This is a genomic window from Streptomyces sp. NPDC088725 (genome assembly GCF_044751305.1).
Taxonomy (GTDB): Bacteria; Actinomycetota; Actinomycetes; order Streptomycetales; family Streptomycetaceae; genus Streptomyces.
Genome location: NZ_JBIVLO010000009.1, coordinates 75932 through 88897, shown reverse-complemented (window position 1 = coordinate 88897; position 12966 = coordinate 75932). Strand labels below are relative to the sequence as shown.

Sequence of the window (12966 nt, the reverse complement as noted above, 5' to 3'; positions counted from 1 at the left end):
CAAGTGTCCCGGACACCTGTCCCCTCCGCCCCCGCCCCCCTCGCGTCGTTCTCCTGCTGCGGGTTCGGGACGGCCATTCCCCCCGACGTCGCGTTGCCGTCTTGTCCCCGCGGCGGCGGGTGGGGCCGGGAATGGATACCGCCCCCGGACCGGCGGGGGACCGGTGCGGGGGCGGCGTGGGTGGGACGGGGTGCCGTCAGCCCATGTGCGGGTAGCGGTAGTCCGTCGGGGAGATGAGCGACTCCTTGATGGCGCGGGTCAGCGTCCAGCGCATCAGGTTCTGCGGGGCGCCCGCCTTGTCGTTCGTACCGGACGCGCGGCCGCCGCCGAACGGCTGCTGGCCGACGACGGCGCCGGTCGACTTGTCGTTGATGTAGAAGTTGCCGGCCGCGTAGCGCAGCTTCTCCATCGCGTGCGCCGCGGCGGCGCGGTCGTTGCCGATGAAGGCGCCGGTCAGCGCGTACGCCGACACCGACTCCAACTGCGTGAGCACCGACTCGTAGTCCGCGTCGTCGTAGACGTGCACGGCGAGGATCGGCCCGAAGTACTCGGTCGTGAAGACCTCGCTCTCGGGGTCGGTGCAGACGATGACCGTCGGGCGGACGAAGTAGCCGACCGAGTCGTCGTACGTGCCGCCCGCGATGATCGTGCACGCCGGGTCCTCGGCGGCGCGGTCGATCGCGGCCTTGTTCTTCGCGAAGGCACGCTCGTCGATGACGGCGCCCATGAAGTGCGAGAGGTCGGTGACATCGCCCATGGTGAGCGAGTCGACCTCGGCCGCGAACTCTTCCTTGAAGCCGTCGTTCCAGATCGAGGCGGGAACGTACGCGCGGGAGGAGGCCGAGCACTTCTGGCCCTGGTACTCGAAGGAGCCGCGGGTCAGCGCGGTCTTGAGGACCGCGCGGTCGGCGCTCGGGTGGGCGACGACGAAGTCCTTGCCGCCGGTCTCGCCCACGATGCGCGGGTAGGAGCGGTACTTCTCGATGTTGTTGCCGACCGTCTTCCACAGGTGCTGGAAGGTCTTGGTCGAGCCGGTGAAGTGGATGCCCGCCAGCTCCGGGTGGTTCAGCGCCACGTCGGAGACGGCGATGCCGTCGCCGGTCACCAGGTTGATGACGCCCTTCGGCAGCCCGGCCTCCTCCAGCAGTTCGAGCAGCAGCACGGCCGCGAAGGTCTGCGTGGGGGACGGCTTCCAGACCACGACGTTGCCCATCAGCGCGGGCGCGGTCGGCAGGTTGCCGGCGATCGCGGTGAAGTTGAACGGCGTGATCGCGTAGACGAAGCCTTCGAGCGGGCGGTGGTCGAGGCGGTTCCACACGCCGGGCGAGTTGGCCGGCGGCTGCTCGGCCAGCAGGTCACGGGCGTACGAGACATTGAAGCGCCAGAAGTCGACCAGCTCGCAGGGGCAGTCGATCTCCGCCTGCTGGGCGGTCTTCGACTGGCCGAGCATCGTGGCGGCGGCCATCGTCTCGCGCCACGGGCCGGACAGCAGCTCGGCCGCGCGCAGGATGATCGCCGCGCGGTCGTCGAAGGACATCGCGCGCCAGGCGGGAGCGGCGGCGAGGGCCGCGTCGACCGCGTCCTGCGCGTCCTGCTCGGTCGCGCCGGCGAACGTACCGAGGACGGCCTTGTGGTTGTGCGGCTGTACGACGTCGACGCGCGCGCCGCCGCCCATCCGCTTCACGCCGCCGATGGTCATCGGGAGGTCGGCGGGGTTCTCGGCCAGTTCCTTGAGCTTCACTTCGAGCCGGGCGCGCTCCGGGGAACCGGGGGCGTAGCCGTGCACCGGCTCGTTGACCGGCGCGGGAACCTGGGTCACTGCGTCCATGGGTGCCGAATCTCCTTCATCAGTAGGTCAGTTGGCGGGTGCGGCGGGGAAGAGCGAGCGCATGCGCGGCTCAGCCGCGGCTGACCAGCGAGCGCAGGAAGAACGCGAGGTTGGCGGGGCGCTCGGCGAGGCGGCGCATGAAGTAGCCGTACCAGTCGGTGCCGTACGCGATGTACACCCGCATCCGGTGTCCCTCTGCGGCCAGTCGCTGCTGCTCGGCCTCACGGATGCCGAACAGCATCTGGAACTCGTACTGATCGAGTTTACGGCCGGCGCGGTGCGCGAGTTCCTGGGCGATCGCGATGATCCGCGGGTCGTGCGAGCCGATCATCGGGTAGCCCTCGCCGGCCATCAGGATCTTGAGGCCCCGGATGTACGCCTTGTCGACGTCGGCCTTGTCCTGGTACGCGACGGAGGCGGGCTCCTTGTAGGCGCCCTTCACCAGCCGCACGCGGGAACCGGCGGCGGCCAGCGCCCGCAGGTCGTCCTCGGTGCGGAAGAGGTACGACTGGACGACGGCGCCGGTCTCCGGGAAGCGCTCGCGCATCTCGGCGTGGATGGCGAGCGTCGAGTCGACGGTCGTGTGGTCCTCCATGTCGAGGGTGACCGTGGTGCCGATCGCGGAGGCCGCCTCGATCACCGGGGTGACGTTCTTGAGCGCGAGGTCGTGCCCGCCGGACAGCCCCTGTCCGAAGGACGACAGCTTCACCGACATCTCGGCGCGGGGGCCGAGGTTCAGCGGGGTGAGGGCCTCGATCAGTCGCAGGTAGGCGTCCCGGGCCCGGCGCGCCTCCGCCGGGTCGGTGATGTCCTCACCGAGGACGTCCAGGGTGACTTCCAGACCGCGGTCGGCCATGGTCTCGATGACGGGGGTCGTCTCCTCGACGGACTCCCCGGCGATGAAGCGGCTCACCACGGGCTTGGTGACCGGCGCGGCCGACACGGCACGGCGCATGCTGTCGCTGCGCGACGCGGCGAGTATCACGGGACCCAGCACAGGGCACCTCCACGGAGAGAGATCGGAACACGGAGAACCACTGTGAAACCTAGGGACCGCTCCGATCCTCTGCCATCGACAGCTGTCACGCATCCGTGGGCGGTATCTCAGACATATGTCTGAAAGCGGTGGGAGAATGTCCGGGTGAAGGACGATTATCAGGAACTCGTGGACGAGATCTCGGCACTGCTCGGGGTGCCCGCCACGCTGGAGAACCGGGATTTCGGACTGATCGCCTTCGGCGCGCACGACAGCGACGACGACACGGCGATGGACCCGGTCAGGACCCGCTCGATCCTGACCAGGAAGTCCACCCCCGCTGTCCGGGACTGGTTCGAGGGCTTCGGCATCACGCGGGCGACCGGGCCCGTCCGTATCCCCGCCGCACCGGACGCCGGGGTGTACCGCGGGCGGATCTGTCTGCCCGTACGCCACCGGGGCATGGTGCTCGGCTACGTCTGGCTGCTCGACGGCTCTGATCCGGGCCTCGGGGACTCCCGGCTCGCGGCGGCCATGGAGGTGACGTCACGGATCGGCGATCTGCTCGCCGAGGAGCGGCGCGCGGGCGCCGACCTGGCGCGCGAGCTGCGCGCGGTCCTGACGTCGGCTCCCGGCTGGCAGCGCGACATGGCGGTGACCGAGCTGCACACGGCGCTGGGGCCGAGCGCGGACGGGCTGCATGTGGTGCTGTGTGTGACGCCCTGGCACGGTGAGGAGCCCCAGGTACGCGCGGTCCCCGGCACGGCGGCGCTGTGCACGCTGCCCGCCGCTCCCGCGCGCGAGCCCGCCGCCGACTCCCCGGAGGCGCTGGCCCTGCTCGTACGGCTCCGCTCGGCGGACGCGCTGCTCCCCGCGCTCGCCGCCACGGCCCGGCTGCGCGAGCGCGCGGGCGGCGCCGGCGGCCGGGGCACGACGGCTCTCGCCGGGGCCTCCGACCCGCGCCGGGGCCTCGCGCAGCTGCCGGCCGCGTGGCACGAAGCGGTCTCCGCGGCGCGGGCGGCCACCGCCCAGCCGCGTCTGGGTCCGGTGGCGCAGTGGCCGTCGATCGGCCCGTACCGCATGCTCACGGCTCTCCCGCCGGGCACGGACCCGGCCGTGCGCCCGCTGATGACCCCGGACCACGGCGAACTGGCGCACACGGCGGAGGTGTTCCTCGACTGCGCGGGCCAGGCCGGCCGCACGTCGGCGGCGCTCGGCATCCACCGCCAGACGCTCTACTACCGGCTGGCCCGGATCGAGCAGCTGACGGGCCTCGATCTGGACGAGGGCGAGGACCGGCTGCTGCTGCACATGTCCCTGAAGGCGTCGCACCTCTGACGGGTCGCCGGGCTCCTGGGCTGCCCGGCCCGGACTCCCCGGCACGGCCGAGGGGCCCGGCCGGTGGCCGGGCCCCTCGGGGGCGTACGTGCGGAACGGAAGGCGATCAGTCGGTGAGGTTCACCGAGCGGGCCGACGCCGCGCCGATCTCCTCGGAGATCTCCGACAGCACCGCCTGCGGCACGCTGTCGTCGACGGTGAGCACGACGAGGGCCTCGCCGCCCTCCTCCGCGCGGGAGACCTGCATCCCGGCGATGTTGAGACCGGCCTCGCCGAGGATCCGGCCGACCGTGCCGACGACGCCGGGACGGTCCTCGTAGCGCAGTACGACCATGTGGTCGGCGAGCGCGACATCCACGCTGTACTCGCCGATCGCGACGACCTTCTGGAGGTTCTTGGGACCTGCCAGCGTGCCGGAGACGGAGACCTCTTCGCCGCCCGCGAGGGTGCCGCGCACCGTGACCACGTTGCGGTGGTCGGGGGACTCGCTCGACGTGGTGAGACGGACCTCGACGCCGCGCTCCTGCGCGAACAGCGGGGCGTTCACATAGCTCACGGTCTCGGCGACGATGTCCTCGAACACGCCCTTGAGCGCGGACAGTTCGAGCACCTTCACGTCGTGCTGGGTGATCTCGCCGTACACCTCGACATCGAGGCGGGCCGCGACCTCGCCCGCGAGGGCGGTGAAGATCCGGCCCAGCTTCTCGGCGAGCGGCAGCCCCGGGCGTACGTCCTCGGCGATGACCCCGCCCTGGACGTTGACCGCGTCGGGCACCAACTCGCCCGCGAGCGCGAGCCGTACGGACCTGGCGACCGCGATGCCCGCCTTCTCCTGCGCCTCGTCGGTCGACGCGCCGAGGTGCGGGGTGCAGACGACCTGGTCGAACTCGAACAGCGGGGAGTCCGTGCAGGGTTCCTTCGCGTACACGTCGAGACCGGCGCCGGCGACGCGGCCTTCCTTGAGCGCGGAGGCGAGCGCCGCCTCGTCCACGATCCCGCCGCGCGCGGCGTTGACGATCCGCACGGCCGGCTTGACCTTGTGCAGCGCCTCGTCGCCGATCAGGCCCACCGTCTCCGGGGTCTTGGGCAGGTGCACGGTGATGAAGTCGGAAACCGCGAGCAGTTCGTCCAGCGTGAGGAGCTTGACGCCCATCTGCGCGGCGCGCGCGGGCTGCACGTAGGGGTCGTACGCCACGATGTTCATGCCGAAGGCGGACATGCGCTGGGCGACCAGCACACCGATCCGGCCGAGGCCGACGACACCGAGCGTCTTCTCGCTCAGCTCGACGCCCGTGTACTTCGAGCGCTTCCACTCGCCGTTCTTGAGCGCGGAGTTGGCCTGGGGGATGTTGCGCGCGGTGGCGATCAGCAGGCCGCAGGCCAGCTCGGCGGCGGTGATGATGTTGGAGGTCGGCGCGTTGACGACCATCACGCCGGCCTTGGTGGCGGCGGACACGTCGACGTTGTCGAGGCCGACTCCGGCGCGGGCCACGACCTTGAGCTTGTGCGCCGCGGCCACGGCTTCGGCGTCGATCTTGGTGGCGGAGCGGACGAGGATCGCGTCCACGTCGGCGATGGCGGGCAGCAGTTCCGCGCGGTCGGCGCCGTTGCAGTGCCTGATCTCGAAGTCAGGACCGAGTGCGTCGACAGTGGCGGGCGAAAGCTCTTCAGCGATGAGTACGACAGGTTTCGAGCTCACGTGAGTCCTCACAAGTCCCATTGCGGACGGCCGTCCCGACGGCCGCATGCGGTGGAGGGGTGCCATGCCCTTGCGGGCCTGGCCGCGTAAAAGACGCACGACGCTGTGGGCCTGACGCGGATGTGTTGAGCAGTGTAGTGCCGTATGCGCACAGTGATCCCGTCCTGAAAGCACAGGATCACCCGTACGTGGAAAACGGCTCCGGCCCCGGTGGATCGGGGCCGGAGCCGGAGCGGAGGCGAGGGCCGCTTACGCCTCTTCGTCGACCCAGCTCATGAGCTTGCGCAGCTCGGCACCCGTGGTGGCCAGCAGGCTCTCGCTGTCCGCCTTCTTGTACTCGTTGTACTTCTTCAGACCGCCGTGGTACTCGTCCATCCAGTTCTTGGCGAACGTACCGTCCTGGATCTCGGCCAGGATCTTCTTCATCTCGACCTTGGTCTGGTCGGTGATGACACGCGGGCCGCTGACGTAGTCGCCCCACTCGGCGGTCTCGGAGACCGACCAGCGCATCTTCTCCAGGCCGCCCTCGTACATGAGGTCGACGATCAGCTTCAGCTCGTGGAGGCACTCGAAGTACGCGATCTCCGGCTGGTAACCGGCCTCGGTCAGCGTCTCGAAGCCCGCCTTGACCAGCGCGGCGGTGCCACCGCAGAGCACGGCCTGCTCACCGAACAGGTCGGTCTCGGTCTCCTCGGTGAAGGTCGTCTTGATGACGCCGGCGCGGGTGCCGCCGATGCCCTTCGCGTACGAGAGGGCCAGCGGGAACGCCTTGCCCGACGGGTCCTGCTCGACGGCCGCGATACACGGAACGCCGCGGCCCTCCTCGTACTGACGGCGCACCAGGTGACCCGGGCCCTTGGGCGCGACCATGGCGACGTCGACGTTGGCCGGCGGCTTGATGAAGCCGTAGCGGATGTTGAGGCCGTGGCCGAAGAACAGCGCGTCGCCGTCCTTCAGGTGGTCCTTGATGGACTTCTCGTAGATCTCGGCCTGCAGCGGGTCCGGGACCAGGATCATGATGACGTCGGCCTCGGCGGAGGCTTCTTCCACCGACACGACGCGCAGGCCCTGCTCCTCGGCCTTGGCCTTGGACTTGGAGCCCTCGTGCAGACCGACCCGGACATCGACGCCCGAGTCACGGAGCGACAGCGCGTGGGCGTGGCCCTGGCTGCCGTAACCGATGACCGCGACCTTGCGGTTCTGGATGATGGACAGGTCGGCATCGTCGTCGTAGAACAGCTCGGCCACTGGGTCTCTCCTTGGTGTACGGGTGTTGCGTCCCACCGTACGGCGGGGTGCGTGTATGACGGTCGGGGGTCTCGGTATACGGGCCGGTGCGGCGCGTTGTGCCGCTACGCGCTGCGGTCGAGGGCCCGCAGGCTGCGGTCCGTGATGGACCGTGCGCCGCGTCCCACGGCGATGGTCCCGGACTGCACCAGCTCCTTGATGCCGTACTGCTCCAGCATCTTGAGCATCGCTTCGAGCTTGTCGGTCGATCCGGTGGCCTCGATCGTGACGGCCTCCGGCGAGACGTCGACGGTCTTGGCGCGGAACAGCTGGACGATCTCCACGATCTGCGAGCGGGTCTCGCTGTCGGCGCGGACCTTCACGAGGACCAGTTCGCGCTGGATCGCGGAGCCGGGCTCCAGCTCGACGATCTTCAACACGTTAACCAGCTTGTTCAGCTGCTTGGTCACCTGCTCCAGCGGCAGTTCTTCCACATTGACCACGATGGTGATGCGGGAGATGTCGGGGTGCTCGGTGACACCGACGGCGAGTGAGTCGATGTTGAAGCCGCGGCGGGAGAACAGGGCGGCGATCCTGGCGAGGATGCCGGGGGTGTTCTCCACCAGGACGGAGAGTGTGTGCTTGGAGGACATGTCTGGTCTCTCTCGGTCTGTCTCTGAACTGGGTCTCGGATCCGGGCTCTTGACTCAGTCTTCCGCGTTGTCACCGAAGTCGGGGCGGACGCCTCGGGCAGCCATGACCTCGTCGTTCGAGGTGCCCGCGGCGACCATCGGCCACACCTGGGCGTCCTCGTGGACGATGAAGTCGACCACGACGGGACGGTCGTTGATGGAGTTGGCCTTGGCGATCACGGCGTCCAGCTCGTCGGGCGACTCGCAGCGCATCGCGACGCACCCCATGGCCTCCGCCAGCTTCACGAAGTCCGGCACGCGGGTGCCGCCGGTCGGGCCGCCCTCCGTCTCGGTGCTGGAGTGCAGGACGGTGTTGGAGTAACGCTGGTTGTAGAAGAGGGTCTGCCACTGGCGGACCATCCCGAGCGCGCCGTTGTTGATGATCGCGACCTTGATCGGGATGTTGTTGAGCGCGCAGGTGGTCAGTTCCTGGTTGGTCATCTGGAAGCAGCCGTCACCGTCGATCGCCCAGACCGTGCGTCCTGGCTGTCCGGCCTTGGCGCCCATGGCGGCCGGGACGGCGTATCCCATGGTGCCCGCGCCGCCGGAGTTCAGCCAGGTGGACGGCTTCTCGTGGTCGAGGAAGTGGGCGGCCCACATCTGGTGCTGGCCGACGCCCGCGGCGAAGATGGTGTCCTCGGGGGCGAGTTGGCCCACCCGCTGGATGACCTGCTGCGGGGAGAGGCTGCCGTCGCCGGGCTGGCTGTAGCCGAGCGGGTAGGTCTCGCGCCAGCGGTTGAGGTCGTTCCACCAGAGGCTGTAGTCACCGACGTTGCCCTCGGTGTGCTCCACCTGGACCGCCTGCACGAGGTCGGCGAGGACCTCGCGGGCGTCTCCGACGATCGGCACGTCCGCCGTGCGGTTCTTGCCGATCTCGGCGGGGTCGATATCGGCGTGGACGATCTTGGCGTACGGCGCGAAGCTGTCGAGCTTGCCGGTCACGCGGTCGTCGAAACGGGCTCCGAGGGCGACGATCAGGTCGGCCTTCTGGAGCGCGGTGACGGCGGTGACCGCGCCGTGCATGCCCGGCATTCCCACGTGCAGGGGGTGGCTGTCGGGGAACGCGCCCAGCGCCATCAGCGTGGTGGTGACGGGGGCTCCGGTCAGCTCCGCGAGGACCTTCAGCTCTGCGGTGGCGCCGGCCTTGATGACGCCGCCGCCGACGTACAGCACGGGCCGCTTGGCCTGGGCGATCAGCTTGGCGGCCTCGCGGATCTGCTTGGCGTGCGGCTTGGTCACCGGGCGGTAGCCGGGCAGGTCGAGGACGGGCGGCCAGCTGAAGGTCGTACGCGCCTGGAGGGCGTCCTTGGAGATGTCGACCAGGACGGGGCCCGGGCGTCCCGTGGAGGCGATGTGGAACGCCTCCGCGATCGTCCGCGGGATGTCCTCGGGCTTGGTGACGAGGAAGTTGTGCTTGGTGATCGGCATCGTGATGCCGCAGATGTCCGCCTCCTGGAAGGCGTCCGTGCCGATGGCCTTGCTCGCCACCTGGCCGGTGATCGCGACGATCGGCACCGAGTCCATGTGGGCGTCGCCGATCGGAGTGACCAGGTTGGTGGCACCGGGGCCCGAGGTGGCCATGCAGACCCCGACCTTGCCGGTGGCCTGCGCGTATCCCTCCGCCGCGTGGCCCGCGCCCTGCTCGTGGCGGACGAGGACGTGCCGGACGCGCGTGGAGTCCATCATCGGGTCGTAGGCGGGGAGGATCGTGCCGCCGGGGATGCCGAATACCGTGTCGGCGCCCACTTCCTCAAGCGAGCGGATGAGGGACTGTGCGCCCGTGACGTGCTCGACGGGGCTGGACGCCGGTCCGCCGTTACGGACACGCGGCTGCGGGTGGTGGGCCCCGGTGGCCTGCTCGGTCATCGACATTCTCTTCTCGAAGCTGAGGGCTTATGCGACGTTTCGCGGTGTATCGGTGCAACAAAAAACCCCTCGTGCCGTGAGGCAGGCGAGGGGAGCGCGTCGGGGTGGTCTGCGGAGCCGGTGACGAGGCTCTGCTTCAGCCGACGCGCTGTCCAAGTACGAGAATTCGGGTGCGCATGGCCTTGACTCTTCCTCCGGCGCGCCATCACTGTCAAGTGGGTGGGACGGGCGTCTCATTATTTGATCGCATCGATGGCCGGGCGAGCCGGTCGGGACCGAGCGGTCTGGGGTGTCTGACCGGCAGGGAACTGCCGGTCAGCACGGGCAGGACCGCGCTGCCCGGCAGCGGGAAGGGGCCGCGCACCAGCGCCCTGCGCAGCCGGTATTCGTCGAGCGGCCCGGAGAAGGCCATCCCCTGGCCGTGCGTGCATCCCATGGCACGCAGCGCGAGCACCTGCTCGGGGAGGTCGACGCCCTCGGCCACGGACTGCATGCCCAGATCGCAGGCGATCCGGAGCAGGCCGGCGGTGATCTTGTGGAGTCGCGCGGACTCCACGACGCCCTCCACCAGCCCCCGGTCCAGTTTCAGTACGTCGACGGGGAGCCTGCGCAGGGCGTTGATCGCCGCGTAACCGCTGCCGAAGCCGTCGAGGGCGATCCGTACGCCGAGGCGGCGCAGCGCCACGAGGCGGTGCTCCAGCTCGTCCAGGGAGCTGCGGGGGTCGTTGTCCGCCAGCTCGATCAGCAGGGCGCCCGACGGCAGCCTGTGGCGGGTCAGCAGGGCTTCCACAGAGCCCAGGGGCATGGACTTGTCGAGCAGCCTGCGGGCCGAGAGACGGACGGCCACAGCGACCCGGTGGCCGGTCCTGGCGCGCTCAGCGGCCTGCGTCACCGCCTCTTCGAGCAGCCAGCGGCCCAGCTCCGCGGTGCGGTCGCCGTCGTCGGCGACGCGCAGGAACTCGGCCGGTGTGAACAGGATCCCCTGGGCGGAGCGCCAGCGCGCCTGGGCGGCGACGGCGGAGACCAGGCCGGTGGTGAGGCTGACGACCGGTTGGTGGAGCAGGGCGAATTCCCCGTCGTGCAGGGCGGTGCGCAGCCGCGCGGCCAGCTCGGTCCTGCGGACGACGTCCGCCTGCATCTGGGGCGCGTACAGCTCGACGCGGTCCTTGCCGGCCGCCTTGGCGCGGTACATGGCGAGGTCCGCGTTGCGCATGAGATCGGTGGGGGTCGTGCCGGGATCGGCGAAGGCGACGCCGATGGAGGCGGCGACCCGGACTTCGGTGCCTTCGATGGTGTACGGCTGCGAGAGCTTGAGGCGCAGCCGGTCGGCGATCTCGTGGACCTGGCGCTCCCGGGCCGCGCGGTCGGCGCCGCCGTCGCCGAGGATGACGGCGGCGAATTCGTCGCCGCCGAGTCGGGCGGCGGTGTCACCGGCCCGTACCGACTCCTGGAGCCGCCGGGCGGCCAGGATCAGCAGTTCGTCGCCCACCTGGTGGCCGAGGCGGTCGTTGACGCCCTTGAAGCCGTCGAGGTCGATGAAGAGCACGGCCGTGCCCGGGTCGCTCGCGCGGCGGCCGGAGACGGCCTGGCGGACGCGCTCGGTGAACAGCGCGCGGTTCGGCAGGTCGGTGAGCGGGTCGTGCTCGGCGTTGTGCTGTAACTGGGCCTGGAGGCGTACCCGTTCGGTGACATCGCGGCTGTTGAAGATCAGGCCGCCCTGGTGGCGGTTGACGGTGGACTCGACATTGAGCCAGTCGCCGCTGCCGGACGTGAAGCGGCATTCGATCCGGGTGGTGGGCTCGTCCGCCGGGGAAGCGGCCAGGAACCGCCGTACTTCGTGGACCACGCGGCCCAGGTCGTCCGGGTGGATGATCGAGGACAGCTCGGCGCCGATGAGATCGTCGGCGTCGCGCCCGTAGACGCCCGAGGCGGCCGGGCTGACATAGCGGAGTATGCCGGAGGGCGCGGCGATCATGATGACGTCGCTCGACCCCTGGACCAGGGAACGGAAGTGGTTCTCCTTCTGGGCCAGTTCGTGGGTGAGCGCGACATTGTCGACGAGCATGATGCCCTGCCGTACGACCAGGGCGAGCACGACGGCGCAGCCGGTGAGCACGACCACGCGGTCGATCCGGCGCCCCTCGATCACGTTGTAGAGGATCCCCAGCGTGCAGACGGCGGCCGCGAGGTACGGGGTGAGCGCGGCGAGCGATCCCGCGATGGGCCGGCTGGAGTGGCGCGTGCCGCGCGGGAGAGGAGCGGCGTCCGCCGCGCGGCGCACCCCCCAGGGCGCGTACGCGAGAAGCAGCGAGCCGGCGAACCAGCCGGCGTCGAGCAGTTGTCCCGAGCGGTAGCTCGCCCGCAGCAGCGGGGACGTGAACAGGGCGTCGCACAGGACGGTCAGGGCGAGGGCGGCGATCGCGGTGTTGACCGCGGAGCGGCTGCCCGTGGAGCGACGGAAGTGGAGGGCGAGCACCATGCTGACGAGGACGATGTCCAGTAAGGGATAGGCGAGGTTGAGCGCGGCCTGAGCCACGCTCTCGCCCGCGAAATGCGCGGTGTGCGCGAGGGCGAGGCTCCAGGAGAGGGTGAGCAGCGAGCCGCCGATCAGCCAGGCGTCCAGCGCGAGGCAGACCCAGCCGGCCCGGGAGACAGGCCGTTTGGCGAGGACGAGAAGGCCCACGATGGCGGGCGGCGCGAAGCAGAGGAAGAACAGATCGGCGAGGGACGGGCTCGGTACGGGCTTGTCGAGCACGAACTCGTACCAGCCCCAGACCGCGTTCCCGCCCGCCGCCATCGCGGAGGAGAGCGAGAACAGCAGCCACGCGGGCCGGAAGCGGCTCCCCCGGCCCCGGGCGTAGAGGAAGCAGGAGACGGCGGCGACCGCGGCGGCGAGGGCAAGCCCGAAGTCGCCCATGAACAGCGCCACTTCCTTGGAGCCCCAGCCCAGCGCGGCCCCGGCCGCGTAGCCGCCGCAGAGCAGGGCGAGGGTCAGCTGCGCGGGCAGACCCGTCCAGGCGCTGCCGGGGACGGCCCGGCGGCCGAGGCTCACGCCTTCGGCGCTCACGGGGCCACTCCGGCTGCCCTCGCCGTCACCGCCGAAGAGCCCGATGCGCCGGCCCAGGTGTCCGGGGGCCGAAGTCTGCGGCCCTTCCGCGTCGGATGGTTGGTCCATTGGCTCTGCATCGCCCGTCGCCCCCCTCGGATTCTGAACTCGCTGCCCCGCACCGCCCCACGCGCTGCGCAGCCCCCAGATCGGGACGATACACCAGACTCGTCACTCAGGGACATAGTTCTTCTACTCTCCGTGACGAACGGGGGAGTTGTCGAGCCGTGCCGC

The 12966-nt window shown here is 70.2% G+C and carries 8 protein-coding genes; 1 reads left to right on the top strand and 7 read right to left on the bottom strand.

What is annotated here, in order from left to right; genetic code table 11:
• Positions 1-196 precede the first annotated feature (196 nt).
• Complete coding sequence (pruA, locus tag ACIP6N_RS22515; RefSeq protein ID WP_401818034.1) at positions 197-1828, bottom strand: L-glutamate gamma-semialdehyde dehydrogenase; 1632 nt, start codon at positions 1826-1828, stop codon at positions 197-199.
• Between the two features lie 70 nt (positions 1829-1898).
• Positions 1899-2825 carry a proline dehydrogenase family protein gene (locus ACIP6N_RS22510; RefSeq protein WP_401818032.1) on the bottom strand — a complete coding sequence of 309 codons (927 nt, stop codon included), beginning with the start codon at positions 2823-2825 and terminating at the stop codon, positions 1899-1901.
• A 144-nt stretch (positions 2826-2969) separates the two neighbouring features.
• Here ACIP6N_RS22510 and ACIP6N_RS22505 point away from each other — a divergent pair, with 144 nt between their 5' ends.
• Entirely contained in the window at positions 2970-4142 is a 1173-nt protein-coding gene (locus ACIP6N_RS22505; protein WP_401818029.1) for a PucR family transcriptional regulator, read from the top strand.
• 106 nt (positions 4143-4248) lie between these two features.
• Here the strand turns inward: ACIP6N_RS22505 and serA are convergent, their stop codons facing one another.
• From serA to ACIP6N_RS22480, 5 genes are all read right to left on the bottom strand, one after another.
• The gene (serA, locus tag ACIP6N_RS22500; RefSeq protein WP_401818028.1) at positions 4249-5841 is read right to left on the bottom strand and encodes a phosphoglycerate dehydrogenase; all 1593 of its coding nucleotides are present in this window, start codon (positions 5839-5841) and stop codon (positions 4249-4251) included.
• A gap of 249 nt (positions 5842-6090) precedes the next feature.
• Positions 6091-7089, bottom strand: a complete 999-nt coding sequence (ilvC, locus tag ACIP6N_RS22495) for a ketol-acid reductoisomerase (RefSeq protein ID WP_401818026.1) — start codon at positions 7087-7089, stop codon at positions 6091-6093.
• A 104-nt stretch (positions 7090-7193) separates the two neighbouring features.
• A complete protein-coding gene (gene ilvN, locus ACIP6N_RS22490) occupies positions 7194-7721 on the bottom strand; it encodes an acetolactate synthase small subunit (protein WP_401818025.1) in 528 nt (175 codons plus the stop codon).
• Positions 7722-7775: 54 nt separating this feature from the next.
• A complete protein-coding gene (locus tag ACIP6N_RS22485) occupies positions 7776-9626 on the bottom strand; it encodes an acetolactate synthase large subunit (RefSeq protein ID WP_401818023.1) in 1851 nt (616 codons plus the stop codon).
• A 211-nt stretch (positions 9627-9837) separates the two neighbouring features.
• Positions 9838-12801 (bottom strand): putative bifunctional diguanylate cyclase/phosphodiesterase, encoded by a 2964-nt coding sequence (locus tag ACIP6N_RS22480; RefSeq protein ID WP_401818020.1) that lies wholly within the window; start codon positions 12799-12801, stop codon positions 9838-9840.
• Positions 12802-12966 lie beyond the last annotated feature (165 nt).

Bases quoted from the DNA above. Each gene is read 5' to 3' on its own strand.
- pruA (WP_401818034.1), bottom strand. From the start codon at position 1,828: ATGGACGCAGTGACCCAGGTTCCCGCGCCGGTCAACGAGCCGGTGCAC.
- ilvN (WP_401818025.1), bottom strand. From the start codon at position 7,721: ATGTCCTCCAAGCACACACTCTCCGTCCTGGTGGAGAACACCCCCGGC.
- ACIP6N_RS22485 (WP_401818023.1), bottom strand. From the start codon at position 9,626: ATGACCGAGCAGGCCACCGGGGCCCACCACCCGCAGCCGCGTGTCCGT.
- ACIP6N_RS22480 (WP_401818020.1), bottom strand. From the start codon at position 12,801: ATGGACCAACCATCCGACGCGGAAGGGCCGCAGACTTCGGCCCCCGGA.